This window comes from Blastococcus sp. CT_GayMR19 (assembly GCF_004570385.1).
Taxonomy (GTDB): Bacteria; Actinomycetota; Actinomycetes; order Mycobacteriales; family Geodermatophilaceae; genus Blastococcus_B.
This window is the reverse complement of record NZ_SPQL01000013.1, coordinates 40,102-61,694: the sequence shown is the minus strand read 5'-3', so window position 1 is coordinate 61,694 and position 21,593 is coordinate 40,102. Positions and strand designations below refer to the sequence as shown.

Annotated in this window: 20 protein-coding genes; 8 read left to right on the top strand and 12 right to left on the bottom strand. The window is 73.0% G+C overall.

Features of this window, described 5'->3' with window-relative positions; all coding sequences use genetic code 11:
* Positions 1–3: 3 nt before the first annotated feature.
* Together E4P39_RS17125 and E4P39_RS17120 are read right to left on the bottom strand one after the other, a co-directional pair.
* Positions 4–660 (bottom strand): response regulator transcription factor, encoded by a 657-nt coding sequence (locus E4P39_RS17125; protein ID WP_245159912.1) that lies wholly within the window; start codon positions 658–660, stop codon positions 4–6.
* A complete protein-coding gene (locus tag E4P39_RS17120) occupies positions 657–2,612 on the bottom strand; it encodes a GAF domain-containing sensor histidine kinase (protein ID WP_135137786.1) in 1,956 nt (651 codons plus the stop codon). The genes E4P39_RS17125 and E4P39_RS17120 overlap by 4 nt, the downstream gene beginning before the upstream one ends.
* Positions 2,613–2,781: 169 nt before the next feature.
* On the opposite strand from E4P39_RS17120, the gene E4P39_RS17115 reads away from it, so the two are divergent.
* The 6 genes from E4P39_RS17115 (at position 2,782) to E4P39_RS17090 (ending at position 7,866) form a co-directional block, all read left to right on the top strand.
* The gene (locus E4P39_RS17115; RefSeq protein ID WP_135137785.1) at positions 2,782–3,267 is read left to right on the top strand and encodes a hypothetical protein; all 486 of its coding nucleotides are present in this window, start codon (positions 2,782–2,784) and stop codon (positions 3,265–3,267) included.
* 51 nt (positions 3,268–3,318) lie between these two features.
* Positions 3,319–3,813: a hypothetical protein gene (locus tag E4P39_RS17110; RefSeq protein ID WP_135137784.1), complete on the top strand. Its 495-nt coding sequence runs from the start codon at positions 3,319–3,321 to the stop codon at positions 3,811–3,813.
* 489 nt (positions 3,814–4,302) lie between these two features.
* Positions 4,303–5,814 carry an alpha/beta hydrolase gene (locus E4P39_RS17105; RefSeq protein WP_167761912.1) on the top strand — a complete coding sequence of 504 codons (1,512 nt, stop codon included), beginning with the start codon at positions 4,303–4,305 and terminating at the stop codon, positions 5,812–5,814.
* 96 nt (positions 5,815–5,910) lie between these two features.
* Positions 5,911–6,414 (top strand): SRPBCC family protein, encoded by a 504-nt coding sequence (locus tag E4P39_RS17100; protein ID WP_209306581.1) that lies wholly within the window; start codon positions 5,911–5,913, stop codon positions 6,412–6,414.
* A gap of 314 nt (positions 6,415–6,728) precedes the next feature.
* Positions 6,729–7,052 carry a hypothetical protein gene (locus E4P39_RS17095; protein ID WP_167761910.1) on the top strand — a complete coding sequence of 108 codons (324 nt, stop codon included), beginning with the start codon at positions 6,729–6,731 and terminating at the stop codon, positions 7,050–7,052.
* Between the two features lie 373 nt (positions 7,053–7,425).
* The gene (locus tag E4P39_RS17090) at positions 7,426–7,866 is read left to right on the top strand and encodes a VOC family protein (protein ID WP_135137780.1); all 441 of its coding nucleotides are present in this window, start codon (positions 7,426–7,428) and stop codon (positions 7,864–7,866) included.
* A 420-nt stretch (positions 7,867–8,286) separates the two neighbouring features.
* Here E4P39_RS17090 and E4P39_RS17085 read toward each other — a convergent pair whose 3' ends face one another.
* From E4P39_RS17085 to E4P39_RS17070, 4 genes are all read right to left on the bottom strand, one after another.
* Complete coding sequence (locus tag E4P39_RS17085; protein WP_135137779.1) at positions 8,287–11,166, bottom strand: vitamin B12-dependent ribonucleotide reductase; 2,880 nt, start codon at positions 11,164–11,166, stop codon at positions 8,287–8,289.
* A 93-nt stretch (positions 11,167–11,259) separates the two neighbouring features.
* Positions 11,260–11,817 carry a transcriptional regulator NrdR gene (nrdR, locus tag E4P39_RS17080; protein ID WP_135137778.1) on the bottom strand — a complete coding sequence of 186 codons (558 nt, stop codon included), beginning with the start codon at positions 11,815–11,817 and terminating at the stop codon, positions 11,260–11,262.
* A gap of 509 nt (positions 11,818–12,326) precedes the next feature.
* Positions 12,327–13,289, bottom strand: coding sequence for a hypothetical protein (locus E4P39_RS17075; RefSeq protein ID WP_135137777.1), 963 nt, complete (start codon positions 13,287–13,289; stop codon positions 12,327–12,329).
* A 200-nt stretch (positions 13,290–13,489) separates the two neighbouring features.
* The gene (locus E4P39_RS17070; protein WP_167761908.1) at positions 13,490–13,885 is read right to left on the bottom strand and encodes a LysM peptidoglycan-binding domain-containing protein; all 396 of its coding nucleotides are present in this window, start codon (positions 13,883–13,885) and stop codon (positions 13,490–13,492) included.
* 508 nt (positions 13,886–14,393) lie between these two features.
* Here E4P39_RS17070 and lexA point away from each other — a divergent pair.
* Positions 14,394–15,035 carry a transcriptional repressor LexA gene (gene lexA, locus E4P39_RS17065; RefSeq protein ID WP_348633823.1) on the top strand — a complete coding sequence of 214 codons (642 nt, stop codon included), beginning with the start codon at positions 14,394–14,396 and terminating at the stop codon, positions 15,033–15,035.
* A gap of 241 nt (positions 15,036–15,276) precedes the next feature.
* Here lexA and E4P39_RS17060 read toward each other — a convergent pair whose 3' ends face one another.
* The 3 genes from E4P39_RS17060 to hflX all read right to left on the bottom strand — a co-directional run bounded on the left by E4P39_RS17060 (position 15,277) and on the right by hflX (position 18,605).
* Entirely contained in the window at positions 15,277–16,341 is a 1,065-nt protein-coding gene (locus E4P39_RS17060) for a hypothetical protein (protein WP_245159911.1), read from the bottom strand.
* Entirely contained in the window at positions 16,313–17,035 is a 723-nt protein-coding gene (locus E4P39_RS17055) for a phosphatase PAP2 family protein (RefSeq protein ID WP_245159910.1), read from the bottom strand. Before E4P39_RS17055 ends, E4P39_RS17060 begins: the two co-directional genes overlap by 29 nt.
* Before the next feature lie 61 nt (positions 17,036–17,096).
* Entirely contained in the window at positions 17,097–18,605 is a 1,509-nt protein-coding gene (gene hflX / locus E4P39_RS17050; RefSeq protein ID WP_245159909.1) for a GTPase HflX, read from the bottom strand.
* A 183-nt stretch (positions 18,606–18,788) separates the two neighbouring features.
* Between hflX and E4P39_RS17045 the strand changes: the two genes are divergently transcribed.
* Positions 18,789–19,019: a hypothetical protein gene (locus E4P39_RS17045; RefSeq protein ID WP_135137773.1), complete on the top strand. Its 231-nt coding sequence runs from the start codon at positions 18,789–18,791 to the stop codon at positions 19,017–19,019.
* 19 nt (positions 19,020–19,038) lie between these two features.
* Here E4P39_RS17045 and dapF read toward each other — a convergent pair whose 3' ends face one another.
* From dapF to E4P39_RS17030, 3 genes are read right to left on the bottom strand one after another with little or no spacing between them, the layout of a single operon-like run.
* Positions 19,039–19,911, bottom strand: coding sequence for a diaminopimelate epimerase (dapF, locus tag E4P39_RS17040; protein ID WP_135137772.1), 873 nt, complete (start codon positions 19,909–19,911; stop codon positions 19,039–19,041).
* The gene (miaA, locus tag E4P39_RS17035) at positions 19,908–20,831 is read right to left on the bottom strand and encodes a tRNA (adenosine(37)-N6)-dimethylallyltransferase MiaA (protein ID WP_135137771.1); all 924 of its coding nucleotides are present in this window, start codon (positions 20,829–20,831) and stop codon (positions 19,908–19,910) included. The genes dapF and miaA overlap by 4 nt, the downstream gene beginning before the upstream one ends.
* Positions 20,828–21,553, bottom strand: a complete 726-nt coding sequence (locus E4P39_RS17030; RefSeq protein WP_135137770.1) for a hypothetical protein — start codon at positions 21,551–21,553, stop codon at positions 20,828–20,830. Before E4P39_RS17030 ends, miaA begins: the two co-directional genes overlap by 4 nt.
* Positions 21,554–21,593: the final 40 nt, after the last annotated feature.

Sequence of the window (21,593 nt, the reverse complement as noted above, 5' to 3'; positions counted from 1 at the left end):
CGGTCAGGAGCCGGCGCCCCGACCGCCGCCCAGTCCGGCGTCGCGGGCGCGGGCGACGGCCGCCGCGCGGTCGGGCACCTGGAGCTTGGTGAGGACCGCCGAGACGTGGTTGCGCACCGTCTTGTCCGACAGCGTCAGCCGCCGGGCGATCTGGGAGGTGGGCAGGCCGGCCGCGAGCAGCTCGAGCACGTCGCGCTCCCGCGCGGTCAGCTCCGGAAAGGCCGGGGAGCGGGCCGCGGTGCCGGTCAGGAAGTCGACGACCCGGCGGGCGACCGCCCCGCCGTACACGGCGTCCCCGGCGGCGACCGCGAGCACCGCCCGGACGATCTCGTCGCGGTCGGCACCCTTGAGCAGGTAGCCGCGGGCGCCGGCCCGTAGCGCGCCGAACAGCGACGCGTCGTCCTCGTGCATGGTGAGCACGAGCACGCCGAGGCCCGGGAACCGACGGGCCAGCTCGTCGATCGCGGCCGTGCCGGACAGCTTCGGCATCGACAGATCCGTGAGGACGACGTCGGGTGCGCTCCGCGCCACCAGCGCCAGCAGTTCCGCGCCGTCCGAGGCCTCGCCGACGACCTCCACCTCCGGCGAGGTATCCAGCACCGCGCGGAGCCCGAAGCGGAACATCGGGTGGTCGTCGGCCAGCGCCACGCGCACGGTCACGGACGCACCTCCAGCGGCAGACCGGCCACGACGCGCGTGCCGTCGGGGCCGCTCGTCACGGTGAGCTCGCCGCCCACCGCCTGTGCCCGGGTGCGCATGGAAGCCAGTCCCACGCCGTCCGGCCGGCAATCGTCGTCCGCAGGCCCGAAGCCGGTGCCGTCGTCCACGACCGCCACCTCGAGGCGGCCCTCCCGTGCACGGAGGCCCACCTCGGCCGAGCGGGCCCCCGAGTGCCGGGCCACGTTGGTCAAGGCCTCCTGCGCGATCCGGTAGGCCGCCGTCTCGACGTCCGGCGGCAGCGGCGGCAGCTCATCGGCGGTCACCCGCACCGGCACGGACGGGGCGAGGGCGTCGGCATGCCGCTGCACCGCCGCCACGAAGCCGACCTCGTCGAGTGGCGCCGGCCGCAGCCCGTCGATGATCCGGCGCACCTCCCCGACGGCCGCGCCGACCTCGTCCTTCAGCCGCGCCAGCAGCCCCGCGGTGGGCGGGTCGGCCCGCTCCCCCAGCTGGGCCTGCACCGCCTGCACGGCCAGGCCGATCCCCGCCAGCGACGGGCCGAGGCCGTCGTGCAGGTCGCGGCGGATCCGGTCGCGCTCGTCGTGGGTCGCCGTCAGCACCCGGTCGCGCTCCCGCTCCAGCGACCGGGTCAGCTCCAGCGCCCGGACGACGACGGCGACCTGCGGTGCCAGCGCGGCCAGCAGGCGGCGGTCGCCGGCGGTGAACGGCTCGCCGGGATGCCGCTCGGCGACGTGCAGCGTGCCGACGTCCCGTCCGCCCACCCGGAGTGCGACGGCAACCGTGCCGGTGTCCCCGGCGGCCGGCTCGCCCGGCCCCGTGACCCGGGCGGCCGGTGCCCGCAGCGCGGCGGTGACCGTGCCGAGTACCGCCGGCAGCAGGTCGGCCTCCTCCGCGCTCGCCACCCGGTCGCCGAGCTCGGTCACTGCGGCCACCGGGTCCCGACGACGTCCGTACACGAGCCGGTCGGCGGCCGACTGCAGCCGCGTGCGCGCCGGGCTCAGGGCGACGGCGATCAGCGCCGCCGCGACCGTGCCCGGCACCGGCGAGAGGGTGCGCCCGAGCGCCGCCGCGGCAAGGGTCGCCACCGCGAGATAGAGGACGACGACGGCGGCCGTGAGCGTGGCGTAGACCAGCGCCCGGCTGACGACGATCCCGAGCAGCTGGTAGCGGACGACGCCGATGACGATGGAGCCCGGCACCATCATCGCGAGCAGCACGAAGACCCACTCCGGCGCCGGGACCGCGAACGTCACGACCATGAGCGGCAGCACCACGCAGACCAGCCAGGCCAGCTGCTGGCGCTCAGGCGGACCGGCGCGCACGAGCCGGACGACGGTCGCTCCCCAGATGGTGACCGCGCCGGCGAGGACGGCCACGCCGGCGCTCGTTCCCACCGCCGCGACCCAGGCGTCCGGCAGCACGACCGGCGCCGGCCCGGAGGCGATGTCGTCGTAGGCGTCCTGCGTCAGGCCGGTCGCGACGGTCACCAGCAGGAGCCCTGCCGAGACCGCGCCCACCGGCCACTGCCACCAGCGCGCGGGCAGCCGGCCGGACGGATAGACGGCGACCAGCACGGTCGCGGGCAGGACAAGGGACGGGAGCCAGACCATCGAGCCGGCCTGCGCCACGACCGGGGCCAGCGGCCAGTCCGGGGCGGCGAACTTCACGCCGTAGCTGCCGTAGGCGTTGGAGCCGACGCTGAGCCCCTGCAGCAGACCGGTGAGCACGAGCAGCCAGCCGATCGCGTTGCGTGGGCGCAGGTGGACCAGGAGCGCCCCGAGGGCGGCGCAGGCGACGCCGTAGACGCCACCGAGCGTGGACGACTCCGGCTCGGGCACCCGGGCCTCGACCCAGGCGGACAGGCCGACGGCGGCGGCGCACAGCAGCGTGGCCGCGAGGGCGGCGCCGGTGGCCTGCGGACGGGAGTGCACGACGTCAGTGTGTCGCCGACGACGTCCCGGTCGGGGCCTTCCGTGTCCCGGTCGACCGGGAGGACTTCCCGGTTCCGCGGGCCGTGCGGCCCATCCGGGGGGATGCCCGGGACGGCCACGGTGGCATCCGGTCGGCCACCGGGGCCGGCCGTGACCCGGGAGGACCGACATGTCCGTCAACTCCACCGTCCCGTCCACCGCCGCGCGGCGGGCGGTGCCCGCACCCGATGGCTTCACCGCCGCCGGCGCGGTCGTCGCGCTCGGTTGCACGCTGACCGGCAACTACGTCCAGAACCCATGGAAGGGCGACCCCGTCTGGGGCGTCGACTTCTTCGGCAACGGAGGCTGGGCCGCACTCGGGGTGACCACCGCCTTCGTCGCGGGAACGCTCGTCCTCGTCGGCGTCGCCACCGACCGGGCTCGCGCGGTGCCGCCGGAGCGCACGTCCGTGCGAGCGCTGGTGCTCGCCGGGCTCGGCGGTGCGGCGATCGCCGTCTTCTACCTCGGCATCCCGTCGGTCCTGGCGGGCGGTGCGGCCGGGCTCGCCCTCGATGCCCGTCGCCGGCTGGGCCGGTTCCCCGGACCGGCGGCGGTCGCGCTTCCCCTCGCCGTCCTCACCGTCGCGTCCGCCGTCTACCTGGCCTTCACCGGCTGACGTCCGCCCCCGACCGATATCCCGACCACCCGACCTCCGAGGAGCCCACCGATGACCCCGATCCGTTCCGCTCGCCGGCCACTTCTGGTGGCCGCCGTCCTGGTCGCCGGCGCCGGCGCCGGCACGACGCTGGCCGTCGTCCCGGCGGCGAGCGCCGACCAGACCCTGCGACTGACCACCGTGAAGGTCCCCGACCGGTCCACCGAACTCGATCTCGGGAACCCCGAGTTCGGCCCGGGCGACACCGAGATCTTCGTGGACGACGTGCAGCGACGCGGCCGGACGATCGGCAGCCAGGCCGGCAGCTGCACGGTTGCCGCCGCCTCGGAGACGCGACTCGTCGTCCTGTGCACGACCACCTGGACGCTTCCGGACGGGTCGCTCACCACCCAGGGCGCGGGCGACGAGAACCCGAGCCAGGGACCGGCGGGCATCCGCTGGGCCGTCACCGGCGGAACCGGGCGCTACGCCGGAGCGGCGGGTGAGGCCGTGGGTACCTTCCGGCCCGACTCCGACGTCATCGACTGGGAGATCCGTGTCGACTGACTCGCCCTCCGATGAACCTCGCCGGGACCGGTCTGGCCCGTGGAGAGCGGTCCCGGCGTCGTGCTCGTCGTCGTCGCGGCGCAGTCGGCCGGTCCCGCGCCCAACGTGCCCGCCGCTTCGTTCAGCCGTGGAGGCGGCGTCCCGATGGGGTTCTGGTGCCATGGCGTTCTTGAACCGCGGCGAGTAGCTTCGGGCACCGCCGTCGACGCCGGTTCGAGCCCTCCTGCGGCCGAGGTGAGTTTCGGCAGCAGGCGCTGAGATCAGGCGTCCGAGTGGGTGCGCCGGCACCCGAACACCGCGGGGGTCCGCATGCTCCACTCAGCGCTGCCGCGCGTTCCCTTTCGCGCCGCACTCGCCACCATCGTGACCGCAGCACTGAGCGGAACTCTGCTCGCGCCCCCCGCCCACGCCACACCGCCCGCGAGCAGCACCGCCGCGGCCGCCGAGCCTCCCTGGTCGGACTGCCGGGACGGCTTCCGATGTGCCGAGGTGCCGGTCCCACTGGACTACGGCGACCCACAGGGCGAGCAGATCGGCATCTCGGTGATCCGGCTTCCTGCGGGCGACCCGAGTCAGCGTCTCGGCTCGTTGATGCTGAATCCGGGCGGCCCTGGCGGATCCGGCGTCGAGTTCGTCCGGTTCGTGGCCAAGGTCCTGCCGCTGGAGCTGCGGGCCCGGTTCGACATCGTCGGGTTCGACCCTCGCGGGATCAACCTCAGCACGCCGCTGCGCTGCTTCGACACCTTCGACGAGGCGCTCTCGATCCTCCCGCCGTTCGCGTTCCCGGTCACCCCCGCCGAGGAGGAGACCCTCCGGGAGTCCGACGACCAGCTGGCCGCCGCCTGCGCCGAACGCGGCGGCGCCATCCTCGACCACATGTCCACTGCCGATGTGGCCCGCGACATGGACCTGCTGCGCGGAGCGCTGGGGGACGAGAAGGTGAACTACGTCGGCAACTCCTACGGCTCGATCCTCGGTCAGAACTACGCGAACCTGTTCCCCTCGCGGGTCGGTGCCTTCGTCATCGACGGCGTGACGGACCCGATCGCGTGGACCACTGGGCAGGGTCAGGACGCCGAGACCACGCCGATCGGCACCCGGATCGGCAGCGCCGACGGGGCGCAACGCACCCTGGAGGAGTTCTTCCGGTTGTGCGACGCGGCCGGTCCCGACTGCGCTCTCGCCGGGGACTCGAGCGGTCGGTTCGCGGCACTGGCCGAGCGACTGCGCGGGGACCCGACGTCGATCACCGACCCGCTCACCGGCGACACCTTCACGGTGACCTACAACGACCTGATCGGCCTGACACTGGGCGCCCTGTACGCGCCGTTCATCTGGCCGGACCTCGCCTTCATCCTCGCCGACCTGGAGCAGCGGCTCTCTCCAGAGGTGCTCGGGCAACGCCTGGCCGCGATCCGCACCGAGCTCGGGTTGGCGGCCGCGCCACAGGAGGAGTACCCCAACTTCGTCGAGGGGCTTCCTGGAGTCGGTTGCTCGGACAGCATCAACCCGCGGTCCTTCGAGGCGTGGCAGTCGGCCGCGGACGCCGCCGAGGCCACGTACGGCTATTTCGGCCGGCTCTGGAACTGGGCTCTGAGCGCATGCCGCGCATGGCCGAGCACCGCCGGTGAGGACCGCTACCTGGGTCCATGGACGGCCCAGACGTCATCGCCCGTGCTGATCGTCGGCAACCAGTTCGACCCGGCAACCCCGTACCACGGCGCTGTGACGGCTTCGGAACTGCTGCCCAATGCGGCGCTGCTGACCTACGGCGGCTGGGGCCATACCGCCTACCTCAGCGCCGGCAACTTCTGTGTGGACAGTCACGTCACCCGGTATCTGCTGACCGGTGAGCTGCCCGAGGCGGGGACCGTGTGCCCGCCGGAGGGCTCACCGTTCGGACCGACATCGGCGGCGGCGCTGAGCACGGCTCAGGTCGGGGCTGCGGTGCACGCATCGACCCTGCCGGAGGCGGTCCGTCGCGCGTTGCGCGCCGAGTGATCCGTGCGCGGTGCTCGCGTCGGCCGAGCATGTCCGGGGCCGGTCCGTCCGGGACGCGGGACTGAGCGGGTCGTCCCTGTCGCCCCTGGTGGCAGGGTGACGGAGCCGCTGGACGGCGGCGCGGGGAAGCCGACGGAGCGAGGCAGCATGCAGGACGTGGAGGTCCGCCGGCACACGGCGGCACCGGTGCAGCGGGTGTGGGACGTGGCGACCGACCTCGCGGGCGCACCGCGGGTGATCCAGGGGATCGACGCCGTGGAGGTGCTCACGCCGGGGCCGTTCGGCGTCGGGACGCGCTGGCGGGAGACGCGCACCATGATGGGCCGGTCGGCGACCGAGGAGATGACGGTGACCGCGGTGGAACCGCAGCGGTCCTACACCGTCGAGGCGATGAGTTCGGGCGCCCACTACGTGTCGACCTTCGCGTTCGCGCCGGCCGCCGGCGGCGGCACCGACGTGACGACGACCTTCGGCGGCCGGCCGACCAGCACTGTGGCGCGGGTCCTCGCGGCGGTCACCGCACCCCTGGGCCGGCGCGTCGTGACCAAGGCGCTGGAGCAGGACCTGCGCGACATCGCGGATGCGGCTGAGCGGGGCTGACCCCGGTTCGACCCCGTGCGCTGTCCACGGTGGTGGCAGGGCGCGTGGGCCGGGTCCCCTCGTGATCAAGCTCTGGGCTCGCCGGCAGGGACTCATGTCGCAGCACGTGCTCCCGCGGCCTCGGTTCGGGGCGGACACTGACGCGTCCGGGGACGGCACGTGCAGAGGGAGGGGGCGCGGTCACGCTTGAGGCGTCAGCACGTGCCAAGGCCTGCCCGGCCTTCCGGTGCGGGCTCGGGCCAGGGCGACGGGGGCTCAGTTCCTGGCGCCGCGACTGAGCTCCCCCGTACTGTGATCTTGTGACGCCGACCCGGGTGAGCAGCACACCGGTGGGGCCGGTCGTGGCGCTCGCGTTGGCCGCAGGCGCGGCGGCCTCGTTCTCCGTCAGCGATGCGCTCGGATCCGTCGATCCGGGCACCGAGCAGCTGTTCGTCGGGACGTGGCTCCTGGGGTGGGTGCTCCTGTGCTGGGCATCGCTCGTGAGCGCAGCGTCCGCCGTTCCGCTCCTGCGAAGAGCGGTGACGCGGCAGCCCGTGTCGCGCTCCGGAGCCGGTCTCCTCGGCGCGACCCTCGCGCTCATCGTGGTCTTGGTGTCGACGCATCCGCTCTGGGGGTCGGGGTCGGGATACGGGGCCTGAACGAGCGCCGCTCCGCGCTGGGAACGCGGTGGGAGACGCGCCCGCGGGCGGACGCCATTGGATTCGTTGTCCGTGTCCGTGTCTGACCATTGCGGCACTGCTTCGGTGGCAGGGAGAAGTCAATTGCGCGCCGCGCCCCGCTTTCACCCGAGGTGGCCTCGGGGTTGGGCGCCCGTCGTACTTCACGCACGCATCTGCCGCTGATCGTGGGACCGCGTCGAGATGTGCGCACTGCACGCCGTGCCTGGAACCCGCTGACCAGGCTCGGACGAACGGTCGCGCCTGAAAGGGCTGCGGCTGCGGGCATGTCGAGAACGCTTCGGCAGCTTCGTCCCTGAAACGAGGACCGAGGAAGCGCCGGAGGTTGGCAGTCATGTCACAGATCAGGCAGTTGGACCATGTCGGAATCACCGTCGCCGACCTCGACTCGGTGACGGCGTTCTTCGTCGGCCTGGGTCTCGAGGTCGAGGGCCGCACGCTCGTGGAGGGCGAGTTCATCGACACGGTCATCGGCATCCCGGACTCGCGGACGGAGATCGTCATGCTGCGGCCGCCCGGCGGAGGAACCGGGATCGAGCTCGCCAGCTTCGTCAGGCCCGAGCACGAGCCCGGATCGCCCACTGCGATGGCCAACGAGCTGGGTCTGCGCAGCGTTTGCTTCGAGGTCGACGACCTCCGAGCGGCCGTTGACGGCCTTGCTGCGGACGGATACGGACTGGTCGGCGGTATCGGTCAGCACGAGAACACCTGGCGCATGGCGCACGTGCGCGGACCGGAGGGGATCGTCCTCTCGCTGACCGAGCGGATCGACTGACGCCGCGTCGTCGCCCGCTGCAATAGGTCTCCCGCAACGTGCGGCTCGACGTCGGCGACGACACGGAACGGCCAGGTGTTCCCGCCGCCGGCCCCCGCCAGGGCCGACGGCGCGTAGGCCGTGCCAGCGCCCCGGCCGCCGCTGCGGGCACGCCGCGGGTAGGCCGTCCGGGCGCTGGTGCCGGCGACCGCACGCGGCCGCCGCTGCGGTGAGCGGGGCTCCGTCACGCCCCTGTCCTTCTGGGTACATGCAGAGCCGCCCCGACCCTCCGAAGAGGGCCGGGGCGGCTGGGTGCCGTACACCAGGACACGAACTGGCACGAGCTCGGTATGTGGTGTCAGTGCGCGCCGCGCTGCCATTTCGGCAGGCCCGCCGGGACATCAGGCGAGAACCGCGCTGACATCCCGGCGAGCCTCGCCATCAGCTGCAGCCGCTGGTGGAACCGCAGCCCTCGCAGACGTAGCAGCTACCGGCCGGACGCATCTTCGTGCCGCAGGTCATGCACAGCGGTGCGTCGGTGGCGGTCCCGGTGACCAGCTCGAGCAGCTCGGCCGAGGAATGGGCCTCCTTGACCGACTTCGGGCCCTCCGGGGTGACCTTCTCCGCCACCTTGGCGGTCTCGATCGGCGCGGAGTTGCGCAGCTGCTCCAGGTCGACCTCCTCCTCCTCGGTGACCGCAGGGGTCGAGGCCGAGGTGCCGTAGGACCCGGCGACCTGGGCGGCCCGCTCCTCGGCGGTGAAGATGCCGAGGTTCGCCCGCTTGTCGACGGGCAGGTGGTCGAGCGCCAGACGCCGGAAGATGTAGTCCATCACCGACTGGGCGATCCGGATGTCCGGGTCGTCGGTCATGCCGGCCGGCTCGAACCGCATGTTCGTGAACTTCTGGATGTAGGTCTCCAGCGGAACACCGTGCTGCAGCGCGATCGACAGCGAGATCGAGAAGGCGTCCATGACACCGGCCAGGGTCGAGCCCTGCTTGCCCAGCTTCAGGAACACCTCACCGAGGCTGCCGTCCTCGTACATCCCGGCGGTCATGTAGCCCTCGGCGCCGGCGACGCTGAACGACGTCGTGACGCTCGTCCGCTTCTTGGGCAGCCGCTTGCGCACGGGGTGGGACATGGCGGCCGGTGCCGCGACCTCGGCCTTGACGTCGGCCTTGCCCTCGTTCTTGCCCTTGCCGCCGGACAGCGGCTGGCCGACCTTGCAGTTGTCCCGGTAGATGGCCAGCGCCTTCAGGCCGAGCTTCCAGCCCTCGAAGTAGATCTTCTCGACGTCCTCGATGGTCGCCGACTCCGGCATGTTGACCGTCTTGCTGATGGCGCCGGAGATGAACGGCTGGACCGCCGCCATCATCCGGACGTGGCCCATCGGGGAGATGGCCCGCTCGCCCATCGCGCAGTCGAAGACCTCGTAGTGCTCCGGCCGCAGGGTCGGCGCGTTGACCACGTGACCGTGCTCGGCGATGAACTCGACGATCGCCTCGATCTGCTCGTCCTGGTAGCCCAGGCTCTTCAGCGCCCGCGGCACCGTCTGGTTGACGATCTGCATGGAGCCGCCGCCGACCAGCTTCTTGAACTTGACCAGCGAGAAGTCCGGCTCGATGCCGGTCGTGTCGCAGTCCATCATGAAGCCGATCGTGCCGGTGGGGGCCAGCACCGAGGCCTGCGCGTTGCGCCAGCCGTTGTCGGCACCGATCTCCAGGCACTCCTGCCACTGGGCCGTGGCGGCCTTGAGCACGTCGGCGTCGTCGGCACCGACGGGACGGATCGCGTCGTTGGCCGCGGCGTGCTTGCGCATGACCCGGGCGTGGGCCGAGGCGTTGCGGGCGTAGCCGTCGTAGGCCCCGACGATGCCGGCCAGCTCGGCCGAGCGCCGGTAGGCGGTGCCGGTCATCAGGGAGGTGATGGCCGCGGCCAAGGTCTGACCGCCCCGCGAGTCGTAGGCGTGACCGGTGGCCATGAGCAGCGCGCCGAGGTTGGCGTAGCCGATGCCCAGCTGGCGGTAGGCCCGCGTGGTCTCGCCGATCGGGTCGGTCGGGAAGTCGGCGAAGCAGATCGAGATGTCCATCGCGGTGATGACCAGCTCGACGGACTTCACGAAGTTCCTCGTGTCGAACGTGCCGTCGCTCTTGAGGAACTTCATGAGGTTCAGCGACGCCAGGTTGCACGAGCTGTTGTCCAGGCTCATGTACTCCGAGCAGGGGTTGGACGCGTTGATCCGGCCCGTCTCGGGGTTGGTGTGCCAGTCGTTGATCGTGTCGTCGTACTGGATGCCGGGGTCGGCGCACTCCCACGCGGCCTGGGTGACCTTGCGGAAGAGGGTCTTTGCGTCGACGGTCTCGATGACCGAGCCGTCGAGACGGGCGCGCAGCCCGAACTCCTCGCCCTCCTCCACCGCGCGCATGAACTCGTCGGAGACGCGCACGGAGTTGTTGGCGTTCTGGTACTGGACGCTGGTGATGTCCTTGCCGCCGAGGTCCATGTCGTACCCGGCGTCGCGGAGCGCGCGGATCTTGTTCTCCTCGCGCGCCTTGGTCTCGATGAACTCCTCGATGTCGGGGTGGTCGATGTCGAGGACGACCATCTTGGCCGCGCGACGGGTGGCACCACCGGACTTGATGGTCCCGGCCGAGGCGTCGGCGCCACGCATGAAGCTGACCGGCCCCGAGGCGGTGCCGCCGGAGGACAACAGCTCCTTGGAGGAGCGGATGCGCGAGAGGTTGAGGCCGGCGCCGGAGCCGCCCTTGAAGATCAGGCCCTCCTCGCGGTACCAGTTGAGGATCGAGTCCATCTGGTCGTCGACGGCGAGGATGAAGCAGGCGCTGACCTGCTGCGGGGCGCTCGTGCCGACGTTGAACCAGACGGGGCTGTTGAAGCTGAACACCTGGTGCAGCAGCATCCAGGTCATCTCGTGCTCGAAGATCTCGGCGTCACCCTCGGTGGCGAAGTAGCCGTGCTCACGGCCGGCCGCGCCGTAGGTGAGCACGACCCGGTCGATGAGCTGACGCAGGCTGCTCTCCCGCTGCGGCTGGCCGACGGCCCCGCGGAAGTACTTCGTGGTGACGATGTTGGTGGCGTTGATGCTCCACTCGGAGGGGAACTCCACACCGCGCTGCTCGAAGTTGATCGAGCCGTCGCGCCAGTTCGTCATGACGACGTCGCGGCGCTCCCAGGTCACCTCGTCGTACGGGTGCACACCGGCGGTGGTGAAGACGCGCTTGATCTTCAGACCCTTCCCCCGCGTCGGCACCTTGGCGGCACGACGCGTACGGCCTGACAAGCGATCCTCGGTTTCGGTCACGGAGCTCTCCTTGGTGTCGTGACTCGGCGGCTGGGGAAGAGCCGCTTTCTGGTCGTGCGCTGGTTGTGTTGTAGCGGTAGGTACTGACAGTTCTCAGGTGCCGGAAGGGCCCGCGGCGGAGGCGGCCTGGCGGGGCGCGGGACCGCGCCGACGGACGAGCGGCGGGCTGTCCTGCATGCCTGGCAGCGGTGGGGTCCCCCCGCTGAGGTGGCGCGCCCGGAGCTCGGTGATCTCCTTCTCGAAGTCCTCGAGCGAGGTGAACGCGCGGTACACGCTCGCGAAGCGGAGGTAGGCCACCTCGTCGAGCTCGCGCAGCGGCCGGAGGATGGCCAGACCGACCTCGTTGCTCGGCACCTCGGCCGCACCGGTCGCACGGACGGCGTCCTCGACCTGCTGGGCCAGCAGCTGCAGCTGGTCCTCGTCGACGGGCCGGCCCTGGCAGGCACGTCGCACGCCGGCGACGACCTTGGACCGGTTGAAGGGCTCGCTGACGCCGCTGCGCTTGACGACGGCGAGGACCGCTTCCTCCACGGTGGTGAACCGGCGTCCGCACTGGGGGCACGAACGGCGGCGACGGGTGGTCGCGCCCTCGTCGGCCTCCCGCGAGTCGATGACCCGGCTGTCGGCGTTGTGGCAGAACGGACAACGCACCGGGGGTCACCTCCTTCCGGGATTCCGACCGCTCGTCCGGCCCTTCTGTGGACCCTCCTGGGGACATCCGGTGGATGTCCCGGGGAGAACCTGAGGACGGGCTTGTGGACGGGCTTACAACTCTGTAACTACTAGATGTAGGGGAACCCTAGGCCGAGCTACACAAGATATGCAAGCGATCGGCCGCCCGGCGTGTTCCGCCCAGACACTGCTGTCACCAGGGGGAACACCCCTCCCCACGCGTCACACGACACGCCGGAACGGCGCGCCGGAGATGTGGCCCGGAGCGCCCGACGACACCGTCCACCGGGATGCCGCTCGACCCGCCGGGCCCGCCCGGCGAGGCCTGAGCCGCCGGCGAAGCGTCGGACCCCTTGGATCCCCCGGCCCGGCCGAGTGGGTCACGGACACTGCGGCACGGGATGCCCTCGGCGAGGTCCGGACGATGGGCGGCGAGCGACGGGACCCCGACGACCGCGGGCAGCGGACCCGGGTTCCGCAAAGGTGGCTCAGGTGCTCCGGGGCGCGCCCCCGGGACGAGGACGCCGGGCGTGCGGAACGTGGTCGCTCAGCCGCATGGGCCGGGTCAGCAACTCGGATTCCAGGCCGCTGGGCGCTGACCACGTGCCCGAGGAACCGCTCACTGCGATGGCGGCCACCGTGGACGGGCCCGCCGACTCGACCGCCCGGCCGCGCGCGAGGGTCGCCGGTGCCGCGGGCGGGCGGCTGTTGCTGAGCGTCGTGGTCACGTCCGAGACGGCCGGGAACAGGCCGGTGTCGGCCGTGCGGTGCCGGCCGGCGTCGGCAGCAGCGGCCACCGGTGCCGGGACGCTGTGTCGCCCGAGCAGGGCTGCCGGCCCGGCGGGGCTCGACGTGGCACTCTCCGGCGCACGGCGCCGACCGGGGGCCGCAGCCGCCACGGACTCCTCGGGCGCGCGGCGACGACCCCCGCTGCCTGCGGCGGCCGGAGCCTCCGGAGCACGGCGCCGACCGCCGGAGGAAGCGCCCGCCGGCTCCTCGGGAGCCCGGCGGCGTCCGCCGGTCGAGGCCACAGCGGGCACCTCGGGCGCCCGGCGGCGACCTCCGGACGGGGCGACCGTCGCGTCCGCCACGACGGACAGGTCGCGCACCCGGGGCAGGCTGGCCGTGGTGGAGGCGTCGCCCTCGGCCCGGTGCTCGCGTCGGGAGGAGGGGTGGCGGGCCACCGACATCTCCCGCTGGGCCGCCTCGGCCGATGCCGGCTCCGGCGCCATGGCGAGATGGCGCTCAGGCAGGCGCAGGGTCTCGAGATCGGTCCAGGCCGTCTCCTCGGCGCCATCGAGGACCACCCGGACCCACACCTGGCAGGAGCCGTCGGCGGCGTGCCGCCAGCCCAGCAGCTCGCCGGACCACCAGGCCCCGGCCTGGTAGACCTCGACGGCCTGCGGCTTGCTGGTGAATACAGCTGCTCTGTTCTCCATGGCGCCTGACACCCGACGACCGTAAGCGTCCGTGTCACCACAGAGGGTGAACGCGCCCGCACGGAGGGTTGACGAAGTCGACCACGGACGTTGTGGACCTATTGCCTCGGCGTGGCAGATTGCGCCGTCGACCTGCCCGCGGCGCGCCTGTCCGCCGGCGCGCGAGGAACGATCCTCCACCCCGCCCGTAACGCTCCCGCGGCAGTCGCTGATCACGGGAGCTGCAGGACCTGACCGGGAACCAGCTCGGTCCCTTCGAGTCCGTTCAACTCCTGGATGCGGTCGACGACCATCCGGACGTCGTCCCCTCCGGCCACGGAGGCCGCGAGGGACCAGAGCGTGTCCCCCGACTGGACGACGACACTGCGCTCCCCCGCGAGCCGCAGTCCCTCGCCCCCGTCGCCCGCGAGGAACGGCCCCATCCAGGAGCCGAGCACCACGCCACCGCACAGCGCCAGCACGACCGCGAGCCGCCGGGCCCGGCGGGTGAGCCGGACCCGGGTCGACCGGGGCCGGGCAGCCGCGTCGAAGCCACCGATCTCCCCCGGGACGGGCCGGACGCCCCGCACGGCGCGTCGCCCGTCGGGGCGGGCAGGGCGATTCGGCACCGGCGCCCGGTCCACGGGAGGAACGGCCGGACGGCAGGCACCCACCCTCGACGAGCTCTGGCGGGACGACTGGCGCCTCAGCAGGGGAGCCGGCGGGGCGGCCACGTCAGGCGCCGACACGAGCCGGGGGCGCCAAGGCACCTGCACCTCCTCGTCGAACTCCAGCACGGCCTGCTGTACGCACCCCATCGATCTCTCCTCCCGTCCCGTCGATCCTGCGCCGCAATCGAACGTCTGTTCGATTCGGACGCGTGGGGGATGTCTACCGCACGCCTCCGACGAAAGCGACCGGACACTGCACGACTTCGAACATGTGTTTGATCGGAGGGCTCCGGCGCGCTACCGTTCGCCCGACGACCAGAAGTGCTGCGCGAGCAGCCGACGAGGAGGCGACGTGGTGGAGAAGAGTCGGACGTCCGGTAGCGGCGGGGCACCTGACGACGCCACCGCGGACACGGAGTCGGCCACCGTCCGCTCCTTTCCTGATCGTGGCGCCGACGGTGACGGCCTGACCCAGCGGCAGCGCCGGGTCCTGGAGGTCATCCGCGACTCGATCGAGCGCCGCGGTTACCCGCCCTCGGTGCGCGAGATCGGCGAGGCCGTGGGCCTCTCCTCCGCCTCGTCGGTCGCCCACCAGCTGTCGGTGCTGCAGAAGAAGGGCTGGCTGCGCCGCGACCCCAACCGGCCGCGCGCCCTCGACGTCCGGCTGCCCGGCGACTCGGTCCACGCCGCTCAGGCCGGACCGCGTGGGAGCGGTGACGACGTCGCGATGCCGGCACCCACGTACGTGCCCCTCGTCGGACGGATCGCCGCCGGTGGTCCCGTCCTGGCCGAGCAGGCGCTCGAGGACGTCTTCCCGCTCCCCCGCGAGCTCGTCGGCGAGGGCACCTTGTTCATGCTCAACGTGGTCGGCGACTCGATGGTGGAAGCCGCCATCTGCGACGGCGACTGGGTCGTCGTCCGGCAGCAGCCGACGGCGGAGAACGGCGAGATCGTCGCGGCGATGATCGACGGCGAGGCAACGGTAAAGACCTACAAGCGCCGCGACGGACACGTGTGGCTGCTTCCGCACAACCCGGCGTTCGAGCCGATCCCCGGGGATGACGCGACGATCCTCGGCCGCGTGGTCACCGTCCTGCGCCGCATCTGACCGGGCCTGCCCGGCCGGGTGCGCTGCGGGGGCGCGCCCGGCCGGGTTTCACGCATCTCGCCTCACGGTCAGGACGCGGCGGTCACGACCAGGCCGTCAGGTCCAGGCTGTTCAGGACCAGGCTGTTCAGGACCAGGCCGTCAGGACCAGGCTGTTCAGGACCAGGCTGTTCAGGACCAGGCTGACAAGGCCAGGCCGTCAGGCCGTCAGGCCCTCAGGCCGTCAGGCCGTCAGGCCAGGGTCAGGACCGGCGGCGTACCAGTCCGAGGATCCAGACCACGACGGTCGCCACGAGTGCGGCGATCACCGCCGAGGTGATGGGCGAGAGCCCGGAACGGGTCAGGTCGGTCAGGCTCGGGACGTCGCCCAGGGCCGGCGTCCCCGCCGCCACCACGGCCTGCGGGAGCGGGACCACGGTGAGGTCGCTCGGCAGGCCCTCACTGGCGACGAGGAGCTGCTGGTTGTCCCCCGTGAAGCTGATCGCCTCGCCCTGCGGTGACTCGGGCAGCGCTACCCGGACCGGGGCCGCGGCGAGGGCACCTGCGACGTCGGACCCGGAGAGTGGCCACACGTAGGCGTCGGTATAGGTCCGCAGGGCCAGGTGCGTGCCGTCGGCCGACACCGCTCCGCCCGTGATCATCAGCTGCCCCGCCCGGCCGACCGGTCCACCCGGCGTACCGGTCAGCGTGATGTTCACCGCGGCGACCTCGACGAGTCCGACCGTTCCGCCGTCGACGAGCGCGGACGCCGGGCGGTACACCGCGCTCGCGCCCAGCACCTCCTTGGTGACCAGGTAGGGGGTGCCGTCGGGCGCCAGCAGCAGCGCCTCGGCGTCGTGAGGTCCGTCCGGATACGCGAGCCGGTACACGCTGGTGGTGCCGTCGGTGCGCAACGCGAGGAGGGCCACCGTGGGCCGGTTCACGTTGTTGTCGCCCGTGTCGGCCAGCCAGACGGTGCCGTCCGGGCCGAGGGCCATGTCCTCGGGGTCGTAGGGATCGACCGCTGCGGTGTGCACGTCGACCACCTGGCAGGCGGCGTCCAGGAGATGGACCGCGACCTCGTCCCCGCCGTCGTTGACCGCGAGCACCTGGTCCCCGACCGCGACCAGCCCCGACAGCTCCGCGAGGCGGCCGTCGGAGATCTGGCAGCGGGTGCTGGGGGGCGCCTCGGCCGGCACGGGGACGGCGGCCTCCTCGGCGGACGCGGGCGCCACGGAACCGAGGACGAGGGCTGCGCCGAGGGTCATCCCCGCAGCCAGCACCCGCCCCCAAACGCCGCTACGCGGACGGCCGGCCTGCTCGGGCACGCACCCAGCGTGACAGAACCAATGCGTCCAGTGTGTGAACCACGCCCAACAGCAACACGCCCACGGCGGCGCCGACGACTGCGTCGGTGACCCAGTGGAAGTCCAGGGACACCATCGCGACGGCCGTCGCCACCGGCCCCGCGATGTGCAGCAGCCAGAAGGTGCGCTGGATCCGGACCGGCAGGTCGTACTCCACGGCCTGCCATCGGGCCACGCCCCACATGAGGACGGCGTTGGCCACGTGCCCGGACGGGAAGGACGCGCCGTCCGCATGGAAGAAGAAGGAACCCGGGAACGCGGGCGCCGTCCGGCCGATGCCGTGCTTCAGTGCGTAGACCGCGAAGGTCAGCAACGCCAGCGCGACCAGGACGCGCACCAGTGGCAGCCACGTCCGCCGCCGCCAGGCGAGGTGCCCGACCAGTACGGCGAGGACGACGAGGATCGTTCCCCGCCCGCCGAGCTGGGTCACGATCCACACGACGGGATAGGCGACCGAGGCCTCGAGGTCCCAGTCGCTGACGATCTCGGAGACCCAGAGGTCCATCCGCTCCAGGGCACCCCGCGTCAGCAGGTCGAGCGTGACCAGGGAGCCCGCGACCAGCGCCACCAGAAGCAGCCACCAGGGAGGCCGGCCGGCCGAGACGACGCGGGAGTCGTGGGGCAGCTCGGCCGCCCGGACCACGCCGCTCGTCACGGCCTCACCGTACCGGGCCGTGACCGGACTGTGATCCGGGCGAGGAAGTGCTGCCCCGAGCTCACCCCGCTGGGGCAGCGAACCCCTCCAGCGTGGCCGCCAGTGCGCCGTCCACCCGGGCGGTCAGCCGGGTGCCCGACTCCTCGTGCTTCTCGCTCAGCACCTCGCCGTCCCGGTGCATCCGCGCGACGAGGTCGCCACGGTCGTAGGGGACCAGCACGTCGACGTCCACCTCCGGGTGCGGCAGCCGGGCGGCGATCAGCTCGCGCAGCGCGTCGATGCCGGCGCCGGTCCGCGCGGACACCCAGACGGCGCCGGGCAGCGCCCGCCGGAGCGTGAGGATGTCCTCCTCGCTCATGGCGTCCACCTTGTTCACCACGATGACCTCCGGCACGGCGAGGGCGTCGATCTCGCCCAGGACCACGCGGACCGCATCGATCTGGCCGAGCGGGTCGGGGTCGGAACCGTCCACGATGTGCAGGAGCAGGTCGGCGGCGGCGACCTCCTCGAGGGTCGAGCGGAACGCGTCCACCAGCTGGTGCGGCAGGTGCCGCACGAAGCCGACGGTGTCGGTGAGCGTGTACTCCCGGCCGTCCGGGGACTCCGCGCGCCGGACCGTCGGGTCCAGGGTGGCGAACAGGGCGTTCTCCACCAGCACGCCGGCACCGGTGAGTGCGTTGAGCAGGCTGGACTTGCCGGCGTTGGTGTACCCGGCGATGGCCACGCTCGGCACCGCGTTGCGGTCGCGGCTCGACCGCTGGGTCGCCCGGGCGGTCGCCATGCCGGCGATCTCCCGGCGCAGCTTGCTGACCCGGGACCGGATCCGCCGCCGGTCGGTCTCGATCTTGGTCTCACCGGGGCCACGCGTACCGATGCCGCCACCACCGGCGACCCGGCCACCGGCCTGCCGGGACAGCGACTCACCCCAGCCGCGCAGGCGCGGCAGCATGTACTGCATCTGGGCCAGCTCGACCTGCGCCTTGCCCTCCCGGCTGCTGGCGTGCTGGGCGAAGATGTCCAGGATCAGCGCGGTCCGGTCGACGACCTTGACCTTGAGCACCTTCTCCAGCTGGGTGAGCTGGCCGGGGGTCAGCTCACCGTCGCAGATGACGGTGTCGGCGCCACTGGCGGCGACGAGGTCGCGGATCTCGATGGCCTTGCCGGAGCCCACGTAGGTGGCGGCGTCCGGCCGGTCGCGCCGCTGGCTGACCGCCTCGAGGACCTCGGAGCCGGCGGTCTCGGCGAGGGCGGCGAGCTCGGCCAGCGACCGGTCGGCGTCGGCCTGCGTCCCCTCGGTCCACACGCCGACGAGGACGACGCGCTCGAGGCGCAGCTGCCGGTACTCGACCTCGGTGACGTCGGCGAGCTCGGTGGAGAGTCCGGCGACCCGGCGGAGGGCCCCGCGCGCCTCGAGGTCGTAGGAGCCGGCCGACTCGTCGGGCTCGTCCCACTGCCCGGCGGGAGCGGGCCAGTCCTCGACGGCTGAGTCAGCGGCCGTCGGCGTCGGGTCGGCGTAGGTCGCGTCGGCAGCGGTGTGGTCCGGGGAAGCGGAGTGCGGGGCGGTCGTCATCGTCTCCAGCGTGGCACGCCCCGCACGGCGGGGCACCTGAGTTGTCATCACCGCGTACAACGCATCCCACGTCCGGGTGCATCCCGCGCGGAGCGACCAATCAGCCGGGATTCCCCGCGCGTGAGCCACGGGCTCCCGGGTAGGGCCGACGCACGGACGACGCACCGACGCGAGGAGTGCCAGATGAGCGGGACCGGGTCCAGCAGCCTGGGTTCGAACAGCGAGACCGAGGACCCCGGGCGGGAGCCCAGGGGCCTCGGAGGTCCGCCGCGCAACCCGCTCGGCGGCGGGCCCGACCAGGACAGCGGCCGCGGGGAGCCGGCCGGCAGCCCCGGGACCGCGGGCGAGTCGATGATGCCGGAGGCGCCCGGCGGCGGGACGGACAACGCCCGTACCGACGCCGACAACGGCTGAGGCTTCGCGCGGAAGCGGCTCAGCCGGTCAGCCACTCCGGGCACAGCACGCCGGCCGACACGAGGAGGGCGGGGCCGGTCAGCACCGTCGTCGACGCGCCGACCTGCACCGACAGTCGGCCACCGGGGACGTCGACGAGCACCGTCCCCTCGGCCAGGTCCTCGGCGGCGAGGGCGGCGTAGGCAGCGGCGCAGGCCCCGGTGCCGCACGAGCGGGTCTCCCCCACACCACGCTCGAACACGCGCAGGCGGATGTGCGCGCCCGCCTCGAGCACGTTGATCAGCTCGACGTTCACACCATCGGGGAAGAGGCCGGGATCGAAGCCGGGCGCGTCCGCCAGGTCCAGCGTCCCGACGGGGACGTCGGTGAGGCAGGCCAGGTGCGGGTTCCCCATCGACACGGCCAGACCGGGGAACGCCTGCCCGGACAGGGTTGCCTCCGAGGAGCCGAAAGGCCGGGCCGGGCCCATGTCCACCCAGTAGTCGCCGTCGGGGGTGGCGCCCACGCGGCGCGGGCCGCCCCGGGTACCGACCAGCACGCCGGCCTCGCACGAGGCGCGGTCGAGCAGCCCCTCACTGACCAGCACGTGCAGGAACAGCCGGATGCCGTTGCCGCACATCTCGGCGTGCGTGCCGTCGGCGTTGCGGTGATCCATGAACCACTGGCAGCGCTCCACCTCGCTCCCGAGCACCGCCGGCGCATCGGGCACGTGGGCGGTGCGGACCACCCGGAGGACGCCGTCGCCGCCGAGACCCGCGCGGCGGTCGCACAGCCTGCGCACCATCGCGGCGTCGAGCCGGTCCTCGGGCCAGACCGTGCCGTCGGGGTCGGGGAGCACCACGAAGTCGTTCTCGGTGCCGTGCCCGAGGAGCACCCGGGGAGACTCGTTCACCGCTCGATCCTAGGGGCGGCGATCGTGGCGACGACCGCCTCGACCAGATCGGGACGGGCGGCGTCGAACCAGGTGGTGGCGGGGTCGCGGCGGAACCACGACCGCTGGCGGCGAACGAAGCGACGGGTGGTGAGGACGGTCCGCTCGCGTGCCTCGTCCGGGGACAGCTCGCCGTCGAGCTGCGCCAGGACCTGCGCGTACCCGAGCGCACGGGACGCCGTCGGCCCCTCGCGCAGTCCCTCCGCCGCCAGGCCCTCGACCTCGGCGACGAACCCGGCGGCCCACATGCGGTCCACCCGGACGGCGATCCGCGCGTCGAGGTCCGCCGCCTCCCGGTCGATGCCGACGACGACCGCCGGGTAGTGCGGCCGCGGCTCGGGCAGGGAGGCGCGGAAAGGGCCGCCGGTCAGCTCGATCACCTCGAGCGCACGCACGATGCGGCGTCCGTTGCTGGGCAGGATCGTGTCCGCCGCAGCGGCGTCGAGCGCGGCCAGGCGCTGGTGCAGGACGGCAGCGCCGACCGTGGCCAGCTCTCCCTCCAGCCGGGCCCGGAGAACGGGGTCCGTGCCGGGGAAGTCGAGTTCGTCGAGGACGGCGCGGACGTAGAGCCCCGAGCCGCCGACCAGCAACGGGACGACGCCGTCGCCGCGCAACCGGTCGATCTCCGCCCGCGCCTGCTGCCGGTACTCCGCGACGGACGCCGGCTGCCGCACGTGCCAGAGGTCCAGCAGGTGATGAGGCACGCCCCCGCGCTCGGCCACGGAGGGCTTGGCGGTGCCGATGTCCATGCCGCGGTAGAGCTGCATCGAGTCGGCATTGACCACCTCGCCGCCCAGCCGGTGCGCCAGCGCCACGGCCAGAGCCGTCTTGCCCGTGGCCGTCGGGCCGACCACGGCCACCACCGGAGGGAGCCGGCTCATGCCGCCAGCCAGTCGGCCACCAGGTAGCCGACGCCGAAGGGCGCCTCGTCGTAGTGCAGTCGCGCGGTGACGCCACGGCCCGCGAGCGCCGTGCCGACCGCCCGCCAGGCCGGCACGCCGGCGGCGAGGAGCCGTCGTCCCTCCTCGGGGTCGAGCGCGGCGAGCGCGTCCGCGTCCCCGGCGCTGAGGGCGGACGCGACCGCGGCGTCGAAGGCGCCGGCGGAGGGGTCGAGGTAGCCCGGTGCCTTGACCGAGCGGCGGGCGGACCCGTCCCCCATCGCGAGGACGCCGACCGGGCCGGGCAGGTCGCGCAGCAGCTGCTGCACGTCGGCCGGGGACACGCCGACCCGCACCCCGGGGAAGCGGGCCTCGTGCAACAGCCACGCCCCCACCGTGTGCGCCAGCGGCAGCCGCCGTCCCCCCGGTCGCACGCGCCCGTCGAAGGGCAGCTCGAGCTCGACGCCGAAGCCGCGCAGGTCGCCCGCGTCGCCGGGTCCGAACCGGACGCCGGGCGGCCCGCCGTCGCCCACGACGACGACTACCTCGGGGGAGGCCGCGAGCATGGCCGTGACCGCCTCGGCGCACGCGCGGCGCAGCGCGGCCGTCTCTGCTGCAGCTCGACCCTCGACGGCCGGCAGGAGCAGCGGCGGCGCGGGACAGAACGCGACCGCGACGGTCGCGCGGGGCGCGCGGGCGGCAGGCCCTGCGGGGTCGACGGTCACGCCCTCAGTCTCCCGGATGCGACGTGGGACACTGCCGGAC